The organism is Janibacter sp. CoH_79_TC_3, from assembly GCF_058197955.1.
This window is the reverse complement of sequence record NZ_JBXWIV010000009.1, coordinates 30237-49482: the sequence shown is the minus strand read 5'-3', so window position 1 is coordinate 49482 and position 19246 is coordinate 30237. Positions and strand designations below refer to the sequence as shown.

The window sequence follows — 19246 nt, the reverse complement described above, 5'->3', positions numbered from 1 at the left end:
AATATAAGTTCAGTTGCAATATAGCTTATCTTATAAATATCAGTAGAAGCGCGTAATTAAGAGGGTTTATTAAATCTCGATTACTTTGTCCCAAGTAAATGCTAATGCAGTACTGCTCACCTCATTCGGATAAGCACGTGGATTAACAATCACACGCGTCTTATGAATTTGATAATCAAAGGCCTCATGGGTATGGCCATGTACCCACAGCGTGGGCGCCCAATCTTCATACATCCAGCTCGATAAATCACTGACGAAAGCGGCATTACTTGGCAGCTCAGCATATTTCTCAGAGACGGATAATGGACTGATACTATGATGACTCATGACCACAGTTTTTTTACCCAGTGCTTTCGCAGTTATTAATGCTTGTTGTAGCCATTGACGCTGCTCAGCATGAATTTGCATTGATACTTCAGGTGAAAACAGCTCGCTACCCGCATAAATTTGCTTATAATCACGCATAAAACGCCTAACCGCTGCCATAGTATCTTCGTTAGCTTGATATTGATAATCTGTCCATAGCGTACAGCCCAAAATGCGTACCTCGCCAATATCAATATACTGACACTGTAAAACGCGCACGCCTTGCTCTAATTCATGATTATAATTATCCCAAGTCGCCAGCTTTTTATCAAAATGCAGTACATCTTCGTTGAAATACTCATGATTACCCGAGATGGTAATTAATGGCACTTGTAAGCGCGCAGCTTGCTCTTGCAGCCACGGCATACCACTATCACTATTTGCCGTATCTCCAGCCACTAGCACGATGTCTGCGTCCGTTTTAGGGATATGTCCCATCGGGTGTGATTGACGAGCATAGCTGTCGATATGTAAGTCACTCAAAATCTGTAATTTCATAGGATTCAACATTCTCAAATAAACATAAAGAGTTTAGCATCTTTTCAATTGCTCGCAAAAAGCGAAAAGACAGCGTGTTAGGCTGTCTTTTTGTTTTCAAGCTAAGTACTTAACTTAAATCTTGCATTTGAGCCTTTATATTAAACGCTAGATACTATTAAGTATCAATTGCAATTTAGCCGCAGGATCTGCTGCTTGAGTAATAGAACGACCAATTACCAAATAGTCAGAACCCTCATTTAACGCTTGTTTCGGCGTACAAATGCGTTTCTGATCATCGGTATTGTCGTCTAACAGGCGGATGCCCGGGGTAATTAGCTTGAAATCCTGACCACATAATGCTTTGAGCGTTTTCGCTTCTTGCGCTGAGCAAACCACGCCATCAAGGCCTGCTTGCTTGGTTAGTTGTGCTAAGCGGCTTACTTGTACATCTAAGCCGTCGGCGATACCTGTTTGCATCAATGCTTGATTGTCCATAGAGGTCAGCACGGTGACGGCAATCAGTAATGTCTCAAAATTACCATCTAACAAGCACTGTTTGGCTAATGACATTGCCTCGAAACCCGCACTTGCATGCACATTGACCATCCATACGCCAAGCTCAGCTGCTGCCAAGACCGCTTGTGCTGTTGTATTAGGAATATCATGAAATTTCAAGTCCAAAAAAACTTCAAAATTCCGCTGATGTAGCGCCTTAACTATCTTAGGACCACAGCGGGTAAATAGCTCTTTACCTACCTTTAAGCGACATAACACCGGATCTAATTGATCAGCCAGTGCTAACGAGGCATCTCTCGTCATATTATCTAAGGCAACGATGACGGGAGAAATATTTGCGTTATTCATAGTTATGCTACTTTCTATCGGGTTTATTAAATGATTATTTATAGATTTATGAGCTTGTTGTCTTTAATAGAATGATCATTTAAGCGACTAATAGTCGCGCTTTTGCTTGGTTAAAGTTGCACCATCGTCTAGATCGCTGACGCTGCTATCTTGCACATTGGTCGCTGTCGCACCATAGACCGCTTCTTCTACCGACGGCGCATTCGCTTGACGGTCAATAACAATATTGGCTTGCGTCACCTGCTCTTGCAGATTGGTATTTAATTTTTGCAGACGTGAGATTTCCCACTTATTTTGCAGCACACGAAAGATGAGCAACGCTAGTATCATGCCAATTACGATGCCCAATATCAGACACAGAATCAACAATAAGCCCAAGTTCATCGTCGGTGCTTGTGAAAACAACAAGTTCACGCCAACTTCAGTGTTATTGGCTAATACTAAACCTAGCGAATAAGCAAAGCTTAAAAACAGTAATACCAGCAGTAATATGCGCATCAGACGTATCCTTTTATGGTGAATAGTATGAAAATTTTAGCAAATAACGCAGCCATACCGACTGCTAGTAAAGACGCTTGTTGTTTAATCCCTGATATAAAGAGACTGACTTTATATATCTTAGCTTATTGTACTAGTTTAAGGACGAAAAGCTTTAATAGTAAGAAGCGTTAGTAATAAGCAACTCTCATAATTAAAAGATTAAATGCCTTAATATTATGCTTACCTTACTAACCGTGGGCTACTTTATCATTGACTGCTTCACGTAGCGCTTTGCCAGGCTTAAAGTGTGGAATCGCTTTGGCAGGTACTGGCACGCTTTCCCCTGTTTTAGGGTTGCGTCCCATACGTGCACGGCGATGATGGAGACAAAAACTACCAAAGCCGCGTACCTCTACTCGGCCGTCATTGGCCAAAGTATCGGTCATCAAATTTAATATTTCGCGTACTGCATCATCGACGACGATATCTGTCATGTTGTCACAATTCGCACTCAGATTACTAATAAATTCGGACTTGTTAATTGCTTGCTGCATTATCACATGGGCCTTATTGATTAATGGATAAGATGGCTGTGAGGTAAACTATCATTTATGACTATCTAGGCTGACCTTCACATCTCGTTACTCAATGTTGCAAATGATAGCGGATATTAGCGTAAATGGAAATAAGAGTTTATCCTTTTAAAGGAAATCCTCAAACATTCTAACTCATATCCAAATTTAATCACAAAAAAAAGCGACCGGAGTCGCTTTCTTTTTATATGCTAATTATATCAACAATATACAGCTTACTGCATTTGTTCTTTGATCAAATCACCAATTGTTTTTGGCTGTGCATCAGTACTAGCAGTAGTGCTAGTAGTACCAGTGCTGCTTAACTCTTTAATCGCTTGGCGCTCTTCAGCTTCGTCTTTTGCTTTGATTGACAGGCTGATGTTGCGAGTTTTGCGATCAACACTGATGATTTTAGCTTCAACATCATCACCAACGCTCAAGTGCTTAGTCGCATCTTCAACGCGGTCACGTTGAATCTCAGAGGCACGTAGATACGCTTCAACTTCGTCAGCAAGTTCGATAGTAGCACCTTTAGCGTCTACTTCTTTTACTTTACCATTAACGATAGCACCGCGGTCGTTGTTGACTAGGTATTCGTTAAATGGGTCTGAAGTTAACTGTTTCACGCCTAGGCTGATACGGTTAGCTTCTGAATCTACAGACAATACCATTGCTTCAACGGTGTCGCCTTTGTTGTAGTTACGGATAGCATCTTCACCGGTTTCATTCCAAGAAATGTCTGACAAGTGAACTAGACCATCAATACCGCCATCTAGACCGATAAAGATACCGAAGTCAGTGATTGATTTGATCGTACCAGTGATTTTATCACCGCGCTCATGTTTCTTATCAAACTCATCCCATGGATTGGCTAGAGTTTGTTTGATACCTAAGCTGATACGACGACGTTCTTCGTCGATATCAAGAATCATCACTTCAACTTCATCACCCACTTGAACAACTTTCGATGGATGGATGTTTTTGTTGGTGTGATCCATCTCTGATACGTGTACTAGACCTTCAATACCTTCAGAGATTTCAGCGAAACAACCGTAATCAGTTAGGTTGGTTACGCGTGCTTTCACAACTGCACCTACTGGATAAGTACCGCCAACGTTATCCCAAGGATCAGTACCTAGTTGTTTTAGACCTAGGCTAACGCGATTGCGCTCACGGTCAAATTTAAGTACTTTAACTTTAAGATCTTGACCAACTTCAACAACCTCAGATGGATGCTTGATACGGCGCCATGCCATATCAGTGATGTGCAATAGACCATCAATACCACCAAGATCAACGAATGCACCGTAATCAGTAAGGTTCTTAACGATACCTTCGATCTCGATACCTTCTTCAAGCTTGTTCAATAGCTCTTCGCGCTCAGCTGAGTTTTCAGCTTCCATAACCGCACGGCGACTAACGACAACGTTGTTACGTTTTTGATCAAGTTTGATAACTTTAAATTCTAACTCTTTACCTTCAAGATGCGTCGTATCACGGATAGGACGTACATCTACTAAAGAACCTGGCAAAAACGCGCGTACTGAACCGATATCCACGGTAAAGCCGCCTTTTACTTTACTAGAAATAATACCTTTTACAATCTCATCGTTATCAGAGATTTTTTCAAGGAAATTCCAAGTCTCAACGCGTTTGGCTTTTTCACGTGACAGTAAGGTTTGACCCATACCGTTATCAACTGCTTCAACCACTACGTCTACTGTATCGCCAACTTCAACTTCAAGTTCGCCTTCTTCGCTTAAAAACTCTTCACGAGCGACGATACCTTCAGATTTTAGACCCGTATCAACAGTGATCCAGTCGTTATCGATGGCGACAACAGTACCGGTGATAACCGAGCCACGCTCGATATCCAGACCTGTTTCTTCGATGCTCGCTTCAAATAGTTCAGCAAATGATTCCATTATGTCTACCTTTGTATAGCCGTATCCTGTCCAGCACAGTACGGATCAAATGTATGATTGCATAAAACGAGAATACTGGTTTTATATCCTATGCAGCCATATATAAAAACGTTTGTTGCTAATAAGCGAATGGGTCAGCAAACTCACTAACAACAACTGTCTTATAATTACCTTCTATAATTTTATACTAAAATGAAAGCCATAGGAAACCTTTTAGTACTTAATATGTTGTTTTTATTAACGATTAAAACAAATACCTTGATCCTGACAATGTTTTTTTACCAGCTCATAAACCGCATCAGCGTCTAGGTTTGAGCTGTCTAAAACCAGCGCATCTTCTGCAGCCTTTGACGGTGCCACCGCTCGGTTTTCATCACGATCATCACGCGCTTTAATCGTCGCAAGAATCGCTTCAAAATCTGCAGCTTGTCCAGCCTGTAAAAGCTGTGCTACTCGACGCTCTGCACGGGCTTTGGCACTTGCGGTCAGATAGACCTTAACATCGGCATCGGGGAAAACCACGGTACCCATATCGCGACCATCGGCAACTAATCCTGATTGGGTCGCCATGTCTTGCTGCAATTTAAGCAACGCTTGACGCACCTTTGGATAAACTGCGACTTGTGAAGCATAACCGCCAACGGTTTCATTGCGTACTTGCTCGCCAATCTTGGCACCATTGACAATGATATCCACGCGCCCTGAATCAGTATTAGGCTCAAACACGATCTGCAAACTTTGAGTCAATGCTAACAGTGCCGCCTCATCAATATTTTGCTCGCCATTCACCTCTAACAAACCTGCTTCAAACGCCTTTAGGCCAACAATACGATATAACGCCCCTGAATCTAACAACTGATAGCCTAATGTTTGCGCTAAACGCCAAGTAACCGTACCTTTACCTGCCCCACTGGGACCATCAATACAGATAACCGGATAGCGCAATGATGGCGTATCACTATTGTCATTAGTATTAGCCTCAAGTGTAAATAAAGCAGTCATAACAGTCACTTAATCGTCGGCACAGCTTACAAAATGGTAAAAAGCTGAATTTCTACTGGTTTATCAAGCGCTTGCACGCCGACAAACTTGTTCGTAAGCAAATAGGGCGATAGTATAGCAAACAAACTTCCCTATCACTAGCAGTGAGCATAATATCTTGTTAATGGTTTATCGTGACTGAAACTTTTACCGCTTGTTCTCTTTTACCGCTTGGCGGCGTTGTCGAAAAAAATCCTTCAGCATCTGACTGCTATGCTGACTACACAAGCCTTTATGTACTTGAATACTATGATTATAAAAGGACTGTGCCGCCAAGTTCATTTGACTACCCACCATGCCAGCTCTCGGCTCACTTGCGGCATAAATAAGTCTATCCACGCGCGCATGAATAAGCGCCCCAATACACATGGTACACGGCTCTAAAGTCACATATAACGTCGTCTGTAATGGCAAGCGATAATTATTTAAACGCCTGCAAGCATCTCTTAACGCGATAATTTCCGCATGAGCAGTCGCATCATGACGTCCGATCGGCTCATTAAACCCTTGCCCAATTATGTGCTTATTGTGCACCAGTATCGCCCCTACTGGCACTTCTTCACGCGCAGCGCCTTGCTTGGCAAGCTCAAGGGCTTCTTGCATCCAGTGAACATCTCGAAGTGACCAAAATGTACTCGTTGATATCGGATTGCTCGCTAACTGATACGGTTGCAAGCTTATCGTTTGTGTCTGCTTCATTTATTAGTACAACTATTGTGACAACAATTATTTTGAAAACTACTTTTGACAACCATCTTTAACTACTACTGCGGTAACTGCCAGTCGATAGGCGTTTGACAGTACTGTACCAGATAATCATTGGTTTTAGAAAATGGCTTAGAACCAAAAAACCCACCGCGGTTGGCAGCAAGTGGCGACGGATGTACAGCGGTCAGAATCAGATGTTTATCGGTATTAATATACTTGCCTTTCTTCTGCGCTTTACTGCCCCACAATATGAATACGGTATGCTCTGTTTGTTCATTAACCACATCAATGACCGCATCGGTAAACTGCTCCCAACCTTTATTCTGATGGCTGTTTGGCTCTCCTTCTCTCACGGTCAATGAGCTGTTTAATAATAACACCCCTTGCTGCGCCCAATAAGTTAGATCACCATGTTTTGACGGTGCGATACCAATATCACTTGCCATCTCTTTTAACAAGTTGTTCAGTGACGGTGGCTTTGGAATGGCTTTGGGCACTGAAAATGATAAGCCCATTGCTTGCCCTGGTCCGTGATAAGGATCTTGACCTAAGATAACAACTTTAACCTGTGATAAAGGTGTTAAGTTCAACGCATTAAACATCAAAGGGGCTGGTGGATAGATACTATCGTCTGATTGATAGGCTTCCTTTAAGAAGGCACGTAAGCTATCCATATTGTCAGAGGTTAATTCTTCTGCTAAGGCGTTCTTCCAGTCTTCTGGTAAACGTACATTATCTAAAATCGCTTGTTTTTGTGCTGCTGTTTTCGTAGGCTTATCATCAAATAGTTCCATGGTATGTCCTTTTTTATTTGTTATAAGATAATAAAAATATTGTCGCTAATGGTTTACGGTGCATTTGAAAATTACTAGCAGTAAAAATTCATCGCAGTAAAATTTAAAGTGCCATGATTATAAACTATGGCCTTATCATAAATTATAGCAATAAAAAAAACGGCTACTGTAGTAACCGTTTTTTTATTGCAGTGCGACAAATAGACTAACTGGCTAATGATTCAGAGTCTGGATGAGGCTCATGCGTCTCAACGACCTTTAAGATAATACGGCTGTCTGCTGAGCCTTTGTCTGACCCTTTCTCTAGCTTAACAGAATTGCCGTCTTGATCTTTAGTATCTTCAGGTTCCAAGGTTAGATGAACAACCCCACCATTGACCAAGTCACCAAACAAAATCATGCCTGCCAATGGCTTCTTAATCTCGTCTTGAATCAGACGCTGCATAGGACGCGCACCCATTAGGCGATCATAGCCTTTGTCTGCTAAGTAATCACGTACCTCATCGTCAATCTCTAACGTTACTTGCTTATCATCAAGCTGCACTTGTAGCTCGACCAAGAATTTATCAACCACAGAGACAACGACTGAAGTATCCAATGGGTTAAATTGGATAATAGCATCAAGACGGTTGCGGAACTCAGGCGTAAACACGCGTTTCAGCGACTCAGTATTATCACGGCTATGGTCTTGTTGTGTGAAACCCATAGAAGAGCGACTGATACTATCCGCACCGACGTTGGTGGTCATAATCACAATCACTTGCTTAAAGATAGCCACGCGGCCGTTATTATCCGTCAAGGTACCATGATCCATCACTTGCAATAACAAGTTAAAAACATCAGGGTGCGCTTTTTCGATTTCATCAAACAACAAGACACAATGCGGATGCTGATTGATTTTTTCGGTAAGCAAACCACCTTGATCAAAACCGACATAACCTGGAGGCGCACCTATCAGACGTGATGCCGTATGCGCTTCCATATACTCTGACATATCAAAGCGTACCAACTCGACACCTAACAAGTTTGCTAGCTGACGTGAGACCTCTGTTTTACCAACCCCGGTAGGACCAGCGAACATAAATGAACCAATTGGCTTATCTGGCGCTTTAAGTCCAGCGCGCGAAAGTTTAATCGCATCAGCAAGCGTTGCAATGGCTTCATCTTGCCCAAATACCAAGTGCTTCAAATCACGGTCTAAATGCTGAAGAATGCTCTTATCATCACTTGAGACTGATTTGGGTGGAATACGCGCCAGCTTGGCAACGATGGCTTCAATATCAGCGACATCGATTTTTATCGGTGCACGCTTAGCTTTAGATTTTTTAGACCCATCCGCTTTCGCTCTATCGTTTGCTTTTGCAACCTTTGCTTCATCTTGCATCTCGTTGAACGTATCTTTATCATCGATGTCGTCATTGTCAGCATCAAGACCTTCTTCATCAGCATCAATTTGCGCATCAAAATCTTGCTCTAAATCAGCGATAAAGCTCTCTTCGGCGTCAATATCGTCCAAATCAGCCACGATACCTAAGCGCTTATAAGCACCTGCTTCATCGATGACATCGATGGCTTTATCCGGTAAAAAACGCTCATGGATATGCTTAGCCGATAATTGAACAGCAGTCACCAAAGCCTCGTCGGTATATTCAACATTATGGAACTCTTCATAACGCGTTTTCAGCCCGCGCAAAATATCGATAGTGTCATCGACGCTAGGTTCTTTAACATCGATTTTTTGGAAACGACGTGACAATGCATGGTCTTTTTCAAATACCTGACGATATTCAGTAAAGGTTGTCGAACCGATACAGCGCAGCTCACCATTGGCAAGGGCCGGTTTGATTAAGTTTGACACATCCATATTGCTACTCATTGACGAGCCTGCGCCAATAATCATATGAATCTCATCAATAAACAAAATCGCATTGGGCTTTTTCTTCAGCGCATCAAGTAGCGATTTCATACGTTTTTCAAAATCACCACGATACTTAGTACCGGCGATTAACGAGCCAATATCTAGGCTATAAATCACGCAGCCGTTAAGGGGTTTTGGTGCTTTATCATTGATAATCAACCACGCCAAACCTTCGGCAATCGATGTTTTACCAACACCTGGCTCACCAACCAATAACGGGTTATTTTTACGGCGGCGACATAGCACTTGGGCGGCACGCTCAATCTCAGGGCCACGACCAATCAATGGGTCGGTTTTACCTTCAGCGGCGCGTTGGTTTAAGTTGGTTGCAAATTCGACCAAGGGATCTTTACTGGTTTTTTCTGAGGCACTGCGGCGCTCACCAGTCATCGAAGCACGTGGCTCAGATGGCTCGTCTTTGTCCTGACCATGTGATAAATACTGGGTCAACTCAAGGCGACTGATGCCTTGTTTTTTAAGCAAATAAACCGCATAAGTATCGTGCTCTGAAAACATCGATACTAAAATATCAGACCCTTCAACCAGACGACCGCCACCAATAGACTGCACATGGAAAATAGCCCGTTGCAGGATGCGATCGAAGCTTTGGGTCGGTTGCGGTGATTGCTCAGTATCTGGATCTACCGTTGGCGTATGCTTATTGATATAAGCCTCTAGCTCACTGCGCAAGGTTGAGACATTGGCATTGCAAGCAGTCAAGGTATTGGCAGCATTGGTATTTTCCAATAATGCCAATAGTAGATGTTCAACAGTGAGATACTCATGCGATTTTTGGCGCGCAAGTGTCATTGCTAAACGCAAAGAAACTTCAAGATGACGACTTAACATAAGGACTTCCTACGGTTGTACCTATCTTATTATTGATAGCTTTATGAATGAGTTAGTAACTAAATCAGGGCGATAGATGGATTGTTCAAGGGCAATGTTAGGATTATTAAGAGACTTTAGTGAATGTTGTTAAATGAAGACTTCCATGACTTAAGTATTATTTTCAGCTTACCTTTATATCAACATGATACTTAAAGATAGTCAATCTATTAACGCTGATTAAAATGTATCGAAGTGTCCAGCAAGCCTTTTAGGGACATTCATAGAGTCAAAAAATCATACTCAACGAAATCATTCGAGTGTAGATTTTGGAGATTAGCTGTTAAATATAATACGGATAAAAACGCTAAAACGACTTGGAAAAACGAGGAATAAATAAAATTAAGTGTACAAGAGTATACTTTAATATATAGGGTTATATAGAAGGAAAATCAAGTCTGGATTTAAAAGATAAGATAATAAATAGAAGGATTGATATTACACTTAATGTGAATAAATATAATAGAGCAAACCGTTGAATAACTCGTCAGTATTGCTCTAGGTCAGATAGGTATCTTGAAGAATAAAAAAGCGAAAAGTAGAAACCGCAAAAAGTAGAAACCGCGACAAACGAAGAAAGCTTTGCTACAAAAGCAGTCTAAAATTACTCGCCCTGATGCGGTTCGATTTGAGTCAATAAAGGATAGCCCTCACGGTGAGCAAGGCTATTAACTTTTTTGGCTTTGGTTTCAGCAATATCTTTTGGATAAATACCCGCAATACCTTTGCTACTATTATGAATCGTCAGCATGATCTCAACCGCTGAATCCATACTATGACGAAATTCTGACTGCAGTACATAAACGACAAACTCCATCGGCGTGTAGTTATCGTTATACATCACCACCGCATACATCGGCGGTTTTGCCACTTCTGGCTCTGCTACCAATACATCAGCTTGCGGTGTGGTTTCACCCTTGGTATCGCCATCTTGAGCCAAATGCAGCGGCAGATTGGGGAAATGCCAATCCGCAACGGTGGGCGTTGATTGTAATATGGTTTGTTTTATCATAATTAGAATACAAATAAATAGGTGGGTTTATAACAGCATAAAGGGGGATTAAAAAATTAGCAGACATATCGACATGTTGAGACATCACTAAGCGTCAGCTATTGGAGACAGCAACATAAAATAGGCAAACAGTAAGGTTCAGTCAAACCTTGTAAGATTAAGGTTCAATCGGGCTTTCATCAACCTCTGGCAAGTCTAATAACGACAGCGGCATATTATCAACCTTGTCGCCAAGCTTCCAATCGTATAACTGCTCTACTTCCTGCCCGCCTGCTTTCAAGCTCAGCTTAACCTGCAAAGGCTTAAAGCCTGACGGCATCATAAAGCGACCGCGAATACGGGTAATACCTTCGATGGTATAACTGGCTGGTTCTAACGGCACTTCTACAAAGTCATCGTTATTAAGTAAGGTCAACGTTGGCTTTAAGCGCTTGGCTTTACCATCACTAGCAAGCATGGCAACATCAAAGCCATATTCAAAAGCGCTCTCAGGTAAAGGTTGAATTTTCGCGCCAAGTATCTGTAGTGGCATACCGCCTTGTTTACTCAGCAGTTCGCCATATATCTCATTAAGCTGTGCTACTTGCTTATTTTCAACGGTCAGTTCTTGCTGATTTTCACGCAACTCTTTTAGGTTTGCCAGACTTATTTCCAGTTCTTGCTTAGCGGTAGCCGCTTCATTGGTCGCGATCTTACTGCTAAGGCGTAAATCTTTTAGCTCTTGCGTCGCCTCTTTACTGGTAATAACTGCTTGCTTAGCTTCGGTTTGCATCGAATAATAGCCACGCTGATAACCAAGCTTATGACCAAATAACAGCCCTACCACCGCCGTTACCAATATCGCTACTACAAATAATGCCAACACTAAAGTAGACGCACCTTGCTGTGAACTACCGATGCCATGGCGACTGATAGCCACATCACTGCTGCGATAACAATTGCGATAATCAGGATAAGAGAGATGCGAATCGCGCCCCACATTATAGGAAATAGAGTCTTGACACGCTAAACGTGCTGGCTGTGGGCAAAGGCGTAGTACATTCTTCAAACGCATTTAGACAATATCTCTTAACAGTAAGGGCAGGTTATTATAGCGGAATTTATAATCAATACCTAGCGCCATGAATATGAAGGATTTGATAATACATAAACATCTGTTAAGGAACAATAGGGGCAAAGTTTAAGCCCATTGATTCATCAAAACCAAACATTACATTCATATTTTGTACTGCTTGCCCAGCCGCACCTTTTACCAAATTGTCTTGTACGACAATTACTGTCAGCTCAGCACGCGCATTGTCTTGATGGATACCAATACGTAAGCGATTACTAGCACGCACGCTGCGCGTATCTGGATAAAGACCTTTTGGCATCACATCCACAAACGCTTCTGCAGCGTAGCTTGTCTCAAACATTTGCTGCCAATCAATAGCAGTGCCTGCTTCAGTCAGCTCAAGATGAATGGAGCTCAACATTCCGCGTATCATCGGCACCAGATGCGGTAAAAAACGAATACGATGGCTAAATTTACTATCTAATAATTGGGCAACGCCCTGTTCAATCTCAGGTAGATGCCGATGACCTTCAACGCTATAGGCCTTGAAGTTGTCTGTGGTTTCAGCATAGTTAAGGGCAAGCTTTGCTTGACGACCCGCGCCCGAAACACCAGACTTTGCATCGATAACGATACGTGATTCAACCAATCTTGCTGCTTGCTGATTTTGCGCATCGATAATAGGTTTTAAGCCCAAGATAGCCGTGGTTGGATAACAGCCGGGGTTACCGACCACCAAAGCATTGGCAAGTTTTTCACGATTGACTTCAGGTAAACCATAAACGGCTGTCTTAAGCAAATCAGGACAGGCATGCGCTTGCTGATACCAGTGCTCAAACTCCGTTAATGACTGCAAACGGAAATCCGCCGCCAAATCAATCACCTTTACGCCCGCTGCCGTTAACGCCTCTGCTTGCTTCATTGCCACGCCATGTGGGGTCGCAAAAAATACCACATCGCATTTTTGCAAGGTCGCTAGCGTCTCATCACCTAAGTCGCTAAAAACGATATCGGAGATACCGCGTAAGCTTGGGAATATCTCATCAGCTCGGGTGCCAGCTTCACTACGTGAGGTTAGCAAATCAATAGACACTTCAGGATGGGCAGATAATAAGCGAATCAGCTCAATACCTGTATAGCCTGTGCCGCCGACAATCGCTGCTGAAATCATAAGATATCCCTTTTTCTTTTATGCAGTTTCTTACTCAATTAATGGTATATAGCTATAATGTTTACACCTAAGTATAAACATACTAGGGTCTAGATTTAATAGCGTCTAAATTTATCGCTTTTAATAAACTCACGTTTCTTAATGTTAGCTACTTTTAAAAATTAGCCACATTAAATCTTATAGTCATGTACCGCATCGATAAAGACTTTAGCATTATCAGGGTTGACCCACTGAGTAATACCATGACCTAAGTTTGCCACATAGCCTGTTTTTTCGCCATTGGCATAAGCACTATCTAGCATGGCATTGACTTCAGAACGGATAGTCGCAGGCGAGCCGTATAAAGTCGCGGGATCTAAATTACCCTGAATGGCTTTGCTACTTTGTAGCTTTTTATGGTGCTTGGTCAATTGACGCTGACTTTCGGTCAAGACTTGACGTGCGCGATCAATGGGCATTGTCCAGTCTAAACCCAAGGCGTCAGCTTCACTATCCGCTTGAATATCAAGCCATAATCCGCCACCTTTGGTAAACAATACCACTGGTATTTCGGGGTGACGTACTTTTAGCTCAGCGACAATGCGCTTATTATAAGCGTGTGAGAAATCGACGAATTGACGATGGCCAAGCGCCCCGCCCCAGCTATCAAATATCTGTAAGATTTGCGCCCCAGCAACCACTTGTGCATCCAAATAATCAATCACTGACGTTGCTAACTTGTCTAATAATTGATGTAAAAACTCAGGATTGCTATATAGAAAACCTTTGGTATAACGATAATCTTTTGAGCTACCGCCTTCAATCATATAAGTCGCTAGTGTCCAGGGACTGCCAGAAAAACCAAATAATGGCACTTGTCCGTTTAAGGCTTTACGAATACTTGTCACCGCACGCATGACATAATCAAGCGAGTCATTGACATCGAGTACTGGTAATCTATCTAAATCTGCCTGCGTACGAATAGGGTGTTTAAACTTTGGGCCTTCACCGGTTTCAAAATATAAGCCCAGCCCCATCGCATCTGGAATGGTTAAAATATCACTAAATAAAATAGCGGCGTCTAAGTCATAACGACGTAATGGTTGCAAGGTAACTTCAGTTGCACGCGCGGTATCTTTACATAGACTCATAAAATCACCAGCTTCAGCGCGAGTGGCCTTATATTCTGGTAAATAACGACCGGCTTGGCGCATCATCCACACAGGTGTGGTATCTATCGGCTCAAAGCGCAGGGCGCGTAGCAATCTATCGTTTTTTAAAGGCGCAAAATTCTGCTCTAGCGCGTTATTATTGTCTGAAGCACTCATGTACAAATCTCCAAAACAGCCCCATCGTTATTCAAATGAACAGTTAAGCAAATGCATAACAAGGCTGGATAAAATAAGTTAAAGAAAAGAATATTAAAACGCTCAGATAGCGACACTCTATTACAGAATCCCAAATTTGCTGAATAACGGGTTATGGATCAACCGTTATAAAGTCTTATTTAGAATTTTTAGAGCGTCATTTGCTGTTAGCCTTTAATCAATAATGTCGTACTTATATCTATCGTGCTTATATCTATCTTACTTACATACAAAATAAGATAAATTCCCCAAACGGTTTACATGGTCAGCGCTAAGTTATCACGGTGCACCATAACTACGCGCTCTTCATTGTTACCAAGAATTCTATCAAACTGCTCTGTACGCTCACGAGCCACACGGCAAGCATCGCGCGATGAGAAGTTCACTTGACCGACAGCGATACGCTCGCCCGTATCTTGATGGACAATCTCAACCACGTCGCCTTCATCGAAATCGCCGCGGACTTCTACCACACCGACTGGTAACAAACTCTTGTGATGTTCGACAACCGCTGTGGCAGCACCTGCATCAACAAGTAAAGAACCTGACATGCGCAAATGTGCCGCTAGCCACTGTTTACGTGCAATGATTTTATCTTGGTCATTGGTGGTCAGTAACGTACCGACGGCTTCGCCAGAAACCACACGCGTGATAACATCGTCGATAGCGCCACTGACGATCACCGTCGGACAACCGCCCATGGCAGCCAAGCGTCCAGCACGGATTTTGGTTAGCATACCACCGCGACCAAGTTTGCCACCATCACCTGCGATATCAAATAAATAATCAGCCATTGCCCGCTCTTGGCGGATCATTTTGGCATTCGGATTATTACGAGGATTATCGGTAAAGACGCCCTCTTGATCGGTTAAGATAATGTATAAATCGGCATTGACCATCGCCGCTGCCATCGCGCCTAAGGTGTCATTATCGCCGAATTTAATCTCGTCAATGGTAATGGTATCGTTTTCATTAATCACTGGCAGCACGCGCCACTCTAATAATTGCGTCAACGCCCCAGTGGTATTTAAATAACGACTACGATTAGACAAATCATCATGAGTCAGTAGCAACTGCGAGCTTTGAATACCATGCTGAATCAACGCTGACCACCAAGTCTCAATTAAGCCCATCTGACCGATAGACGCACAAGCTTGTAGCGCCGCCAATTTCCTCGGACGCTCTTCAAGATTCATACGCACCACACCTTCAGCAACCGCACCTGAAGATACAAGTAATACTTCAACACCTTGCTTATGCAACTTGGCAATCTGCTTTGCCCACTCGTAAATGGCAGTTCGATCAAGCCCTCGCCCATTATTGGTTAATAACGATGAGCCAATCTTGACAATAACGCGCTGAATATCAAAGTTGCGAGCTTGCTTAACAAACCTTGCTTCTTCGGTCGTGTTCTCTATGTCAACTGCCATATAAACTCCTGTTGCTAGTGTAAAGTAATTACGGGGATTAAATTAAAAACTGTGCGCACACCTATTTAAAGAACGTAAACTTAAAGCACCTAAAGTTAAAACTCCTGAACTTAAAGCTCATTAAGTTAAATAAAATACACCTAAGGCACGTAAACCACTTCAACGCCATCATCATCTAGGTCGTCGTCATCTTCATCATCATCGTTTAAGTCAATGCCTTCACGCGCTGCTCTGCGGGCTGCACGATATGCTTCACGCTGTGCTTCGGTATTCAGACGTACTTCTGCTTCTAAGCGCTCAAAACGCTCTTTTTGTGCTTCAGCAAAAATAGGGTCTTCGATTTCACGCTCACGTTCACGCTCAATCTCATTCATTAAATGGTATTTAACCGCATCGACGCCTTCGCCAGTCAATGTCGCGGTACGGAATACAATACCTGTCCAACCAAGCTCAGCCACAATATGGGTACAAAGCTCATTTAAGTCTTCTTCGGCAACCTGATCGATTTTATTCAAGATTAAAATCTGTGGCAAATTGGCCAATTCAGGTGAAAAACGCTCAAGCTCATTTAAAATAATACGGGCGTTTTCTACTGGGTCACTGCCATCGATTGGTTTTACATCAACCAAGTGTAACAGACGACGCGTACGAGCGACATGCTTTAAAAAGCGGATGCCAAGTCCTGCGCCTTCTGAAGCGCCTTCGATTAAACCTGGAATGTCGGCCATGACAAATGAGCGATGACGACCGATATCTACCACGCCTAAATTTGGTACTAACGTGGTAAATGGATAATCGGCCACTTTTGGTCTAGCAGCAGAGACTTGGCGGATAAAGGTCGATTTACCAGCATTAGGCAAACCAATTAAACCCACATCAGCCACAACTTTTAGCTCAAACTTAAGAACTTTTAATTCACCTTCAAAACCAGACGTCGCTTTACGCGGTGCTTGGTTGGTCGAGCTTTTAAAATGGGTATTACCCAAACCACCATCGCCACCTTTGGCAATCAGTAAAGTCTGACCAAGCTCAATCAAATCACCCAACACTTCGTCAGTTTCGGTATCGACCACAGTCGTACCGATTGGGACTGGCAAATAAATGTCATCAGACCCTTTACCGGCACAGTTCTTACTATGACCGTTTTCACCGCGCATGGCGTCATAACGACGGGTATAACGATAGTCAACTAGGGTATTGGTGTTATCTTCTGCAATGACATAGACATCTCCGCCCTTGCCACCATCACCACCATCAGGACCACCGCGAGGGACATACTTTTCTCGGCGAAAACTGGCGATTCCGTTACCACCGTCACCTGCTTTTACCGTTACGACGGCTTCATCAATAAATCGCATCTTACGTTCCTTTATTTACCATCCAGTTTATAAACTGGTTACAGTCAACGACCGTATTTTAGGTAGTAGCTATATGTTTGGGTAGTTATGAAAAACTTAATAAGTATAAAAAATTCTTTAAAAAAGTACGCCAATTAGAATGCAATGTCATTCTTAGTTAGCATTTATTATGACAACAACACCCGATAACCATTCGGACTATCGGGTGCTTGAGTACTGCCTTTAACCATTTACACCGATTTATCTAAGATAAAACTTACTTTCGTATCACTGTTTCGTCTAAATAGAAACAGCTAAAATAGTAGCTGTGCAATGTTTTACGCGGGGATTTGCGTATAGCTGATGCCAGCCATTTGCGTTGCCAAACGTAATACCTGCGTGCTATAGCCTACTTCGTTATCATACCAAATATAAACGATAGCATGGTTATCAGTCAAAATCGTTGCTTGGGCATCGACGATACCGACGTGCGTATCACCGACGAAATCAGTCGAGACCGCTTCGGTAGAGTCCGTATAAGCAATCTGCGTCTGCCATTGGCTGCTATTAGAAACTTTACGCATGAACTCATTTAACGCATCAGCACTAGCTGGCGCAGTTTTTAGGTTTAAGTTCAAAATCGCTAAGCTGACGTTTGGCGTTGGCACGCGAATAGCATTACCCGTTAATTTGCCGCTAAGCTCTGGTAGTGCTTTACCAACTGCTTTTGCCGCGCCAGTACTGGTAATAACCATGTTCAATACTGCACTACGACCACGGCGATCGGCTTTATGATAGTTATCAATTAAGTTTTGATCGTTAGTGAACGAGTGAATGGTTTCAACGTGACCGTTTTCGATACCATATTCGTCATTTAATACTTTTAGTGTTGGGGTAATTGCGTTGGTTGTACAGCTCGCCGCACTGACGATAGTGTCATCGCCAACGGTATCGTTATTTACGCCATAGACAACGTTCTTAATATCGCCGCCAGCAGGTGCGGTTAGTAATACTTTTTTCACACCAGTAGACTGCAGATGCTTACCAAGACCGGCTTCATCTTTCCAAATGCCCGTGTTATCAATGACCAATGCATCGTTAATACCATAAGCAGTATAATCAATCTCGCTTGGGTCTTTGGCATAAATCACTTGCACAAAGCGCCCATTGATAATCAAGCCGTTATTTTCGTTATCGACAACCACGCCACCAGCGAAGCTACCATGAATCGAATCACGTTCAAGCAATGAGGCACGCTTAGCCAAATCACCCGCTGCTGCAGGACGTACAACAATCGCTTTTAACTGCATACCCTTGGCGCTTGATGCTTGTGACAACAATAGACGCGTCAAGATACGACCGATACGACCGAAACCATATAGCACGACATCAGTTGCGCCATTGCTAGCGCCTTTATCAGTACCAATAGACTGTAAAGCCGCTTGTAAATCACTGTCATTAGCCATCAGTTGACCGACATCGATACGCGCCGCTTGGATATCTTTATTCTCGGCTAACACCTTAACCATCGCTAACGTGTCAGCGATATCAATAGCTTTAGCACCTTGCTCACGTAACGCCACTTTTTGATGCAATGCCAATATTTGACCTACAGAAGTTGTATCTAGCGTGTCGCCAAATAGAGTCACTTGCACATCTTGCTCGTTATAAAGCTTATTCAATAGCCCCATCAGCTCAATGGCTTGTTGCTCTTGTTGGTTATAATTGCTCAAGTGGTCTTGATGTAATTGGCGTAAGGTATCAGCGTTGCTCACGAGAAACATCCTTATGGTCAGTAATTAGGTAATCAGTAAAGTATGAAGAAATATAAATAGATAGGTCATCATTCAGTTAAGT

Annotated in this window: 16 protein-coding genes; all 16 read right to left on the bottom strand. The window is 42.7% G+C overall.

The window, feature by feature from the left end; all coding sequences use genetic code 11:
• Positions 1-69: 69 nt before the first annotated feature.
• Complete coding sequence (locus tag AC2FA3_RS09145) at positions 70-864, bottom strand: metallophosphoesterase (RefSeq protein ID WP_490509303.1); 795 nt, start codon at positions 862-864, stop codon at positions 70-72.
• Positions 865-1011: 147 nt separating this feature from the next.
• Positions 1012-1710: an orotidine-5'-phosphate decarboxylase gene (gene pyrF / locus AC2FA3_RS09140; protein WP_490509302.1), complete on the bottom strand. Its 699-nt coding sequence runs from the start codon at positions 1708-1710 to the stop codon at positions 1012-1014.
• An 87-nt stretch (positions 1711-1797) separates the two neighbouring features.
• Positions 1798-2208, bottom strand: a complete 411-nt coding sequence (locus AC2FA3_RS09135; protein WP_490509301.1) for a lipopolysaccharide assembly protein LapA domain-containing protein — start codon at positions 2206-2208, stop codon at positions 1798-1800.
• Between the two features lie 230 nt (positions 2209-2438).
• Positions 2439-2744, bottom strand: a complete 306-nt coding sequence (locus AC2FA3_RS09130) for an integration host factor subunit beta (RefSeq protein WP_201543363.1) — start codon at positions 2742-2744, stop codon at positions 2439-2441.
• Between the two features lie 254 nt (positions 2745-2998).
• The gene (gene rpsA, locus AC2FA3_RS09125) at positions 2999-4690 is read right to left on the bottom strand and encodes a 30S ribosomal protein S1 (RefSeq protein ID WP_227679138.1); all 1692 of its coding nucleotides are present in this window, start codon (positions 4688-4690) and stop codon (positions 2999-3001) included.
• A 237-nt stretch (positions 4691-4927) separates the two neighbouring features.
• On the bottom strand, positions 4928-5692 hold the full coding sequence (gene cmk, locus AC2FA3_RS09120; RefSeq protein WP_490509300.1) for a (d)CMP kinase: 765 nt from the start codon (positions 5690-5692) through the stop codon (positions 4928-4930).
• Positions 5693-5878: 186 nt separating this feature from the next.
• Positions 5879-6430, bottom strand: coding sequence for a tRNA adenosine(34) deaminase TadA (tadA, locus tag AC2FA3_RS09115; RefSeq protein WP_201543365.1), 552 nt, complete (start codon positions 6428-6430; stop codon positions 5879-5881).
• 65 nt (positions 6431-6495) lie between these two features.
• Positions 6496-7233 carry a uracil-DNA glycosylase gene (locus AC2FA3_RS09110; protein ID WP_490509299.1) on the bottom strand — a complete coding sequence of 246 codons (738 nt, stop codon included), beginning with the start codon at positions 7231-7233 and terminating at the stop codon, positions 6496-6498.
• A gap of 205 nt (positions 7234-7438) precedes the next feature.
• The gene (locus AC2FA3_RS09105) at positions 7439-10000 is read right to left on the bottom strand and encodes an AAA family ATPase (RefSeq protein WP_490509298.1); all 2562 of its coding nucleotides are present in this window, start codon (positions 9998-10000) and stop codon (positions 7439-7441) included.
• A gap of 643 nt (positions 10001-10643) precedes the next feature.
• On the bottom strand, positions 10644-11051 hold the full coding sequence (locus AC2FA3_RS09100; protein ID WP_490509297.1) for an ATP-dependent Clp protease adaptor ClpS: 408 nt from the start codon (positions 11049-11051) through the stop codon (positions 10644-10646).
• A gap of 157 nt (positions 11052-11208) precedes the next feature.
• A complete protein-coding gene (locus tag AC2FA3_RS09095) occupies positions 11209-12105 on the bottom strand; it encodes a hypothetical protein (RefSeq protein WP_490509296.1) in 897 nt (298 codons plus the stop codon).
• Between the two features lie 103 nt (positions 12106-12208).
• Entirely contained in the window at positions 12209-13276 is a 1068-nt protein-coding gene (argC, locus tag AC2FA3_RS09090; protein WP_490509295.1) for an N-acetyl-gamma-glutamyl-phosphate reductase, read from the bottom strand.
• Between the two features lie 170 nt (positions 13277-13446).
• Complete coding sequence (gene hemE, locus AC2FA3_RS09085) at positions 13447-14583, bottom strand: uroporphyrinogen decarboxylase (RefSeq protein ID WP_490509294.1); 1137 nt, start codon at positions 14581-14583, stop codon at positions 13447-13449.
• Positions 14584-14879: 296 nt separating this feature from the next.
• Positions 14880-16052 carry a glutamate 5-kinase gene (proB, locus tag AC2FA3_RS09080; protein WP_490509293.1) on the bottom strand — a complete coding sequence of 391 codons (1173 nt, stop codon included), beginning with the start codon at positions 16050-16052 and terminating at the stop codon, positions 14880-14882.
• A gap of 140 nt (positions 16053-16192) precedes the next feature.
• The gene (cgtA, locus tag AC2FA3_RS09075) at positions 16193-17410 is read right to left on the bottom strand and encodes an Obg family GTPase CgtA (RefSeq protein ID WP_490509292.1); all 1218 of its coding nucleotides are present in this window, start codon (positions 17408-17410) and stop codon (positions 16193-16195) included.
• Between the two features lie 317 nt (positions 17411-17727).
• Entirely contained in the window at positions 17728-19164 is a 1437-nt protein-coding gene (locus AC2FA3_RS09070; RefSeq protein WP_490509291.1) for a glyceraldehyde-3-phosphate dehydrogenase, read from the bottom strand.
• Positions 19165-19246 lie beyond the last annotated feature (82 nt).

Excerpts from the sequence above, each read along its gene's own strand:
- AC2FA3_RS09145 (WP_490509303.1), bottom strand. The coding sequence starts at position 864 with ATGAAATTACAGATTTTGAGTGACTTACATATCGACAGCTATGCTCGT.
- pyrF (WP_490509302.1), bottom strand. The coding sequence starts at position 1,710 with ATGAATAACGCAAATATTTCTCCCGTCATCGTTGCCTTAGATAATATG.
- AC2FA3_RS09135 (WP_490509301.1), bottom strand. The coding sequence starts at position 2,208 with ATGCGCATATTACTGCTGGTATTACTGTTTTTAAGCTTTGCTTATTCG.
- AC2FA3_RS09130 (WP_201543363.1), bottom strand. The coding sequence starts at position 2,744 with ATGCAGCAAGCAATTAACAAGTCCGAATTTATTAGTAATCTGAGTGCG.
- rpsA (WP_227679138.1), bottom strand. The coding sequence starts at position 4,690 with ATGGAATCATTTGCTGAACTATTTGAAGCGAGCATCGAAGAAACAGGT.
- cmk (WP_490509300.1), bottom strand. The coding sequence starts at position 5,692 with ATGACTGCTTTATTTACACTTGAGGCTAATACTAATGACAATAGTGAT.
- tadA (WP_201543365.1), bottom strand. The coding sequence starts at position 6,430 with ATGAAGCAGACACAAACGATAAGCTTGCAACCGTATCAGTTAGCGAGC.
- AC2FA3_RS09110 (WP_490509299.1), bottom strand. The coding sequence starts at position 7,233 with ATGGAACTATTTGATGATAAGCCTACGAAAACAGCAGCACAAAAACAA.
- AC2FA3_RS09105 (WP_490509298.1), bottom strand. The coding sequence starts at position 10,000 with ATGTTAAGTCGTCATCTTGAAGTTTCTTTGCGTTTAGCAATGACACTT.
- AC2FA3_RS09100 (WP_490509297.1), bottom strand. The coding sequence starts at position 11,051 with ATGATAAAACAAACCATATTACAATCAACGCCCACCGTTGCGGATTGG.
- AC2FA3_RS09095 (WP_490509296.1), bottom strand. The coding sequence starts at position 12,105 with ATGCGTTTGAAGAATGTACTACGCCTTTGCCCACAGCCAGCACGTTTA.
- argC (WP_490509295.1), bottom strand. The coding sequence starts at position 13,276 with ATGATTTCAGCAGCGATTGTCGGCGGCACAGGCTATACAGGTATTGAG.
- hemE (WP_490509294.1), bottom strand. The coding sequence starts at position 14,583 with ATGAGTGCTTCAGACAATAATAACGCGCTAGAGCAGAATTTTGCGCCT.
- proB (WP_490509293.1), bottom strand. The coding sequence starts at position 16,052 with ATGGCAGTTGACATAGAGAACACGACCGAAGAAGCAAGGTTTGTTAAG.
- cgtA (WP_490509292.1), bottom strand. The coding sequence starts at position 17,410 with ATGCGATTTATTGATGAAGCCGTCGTAACGGTAAAAGCAGGTGACGGT.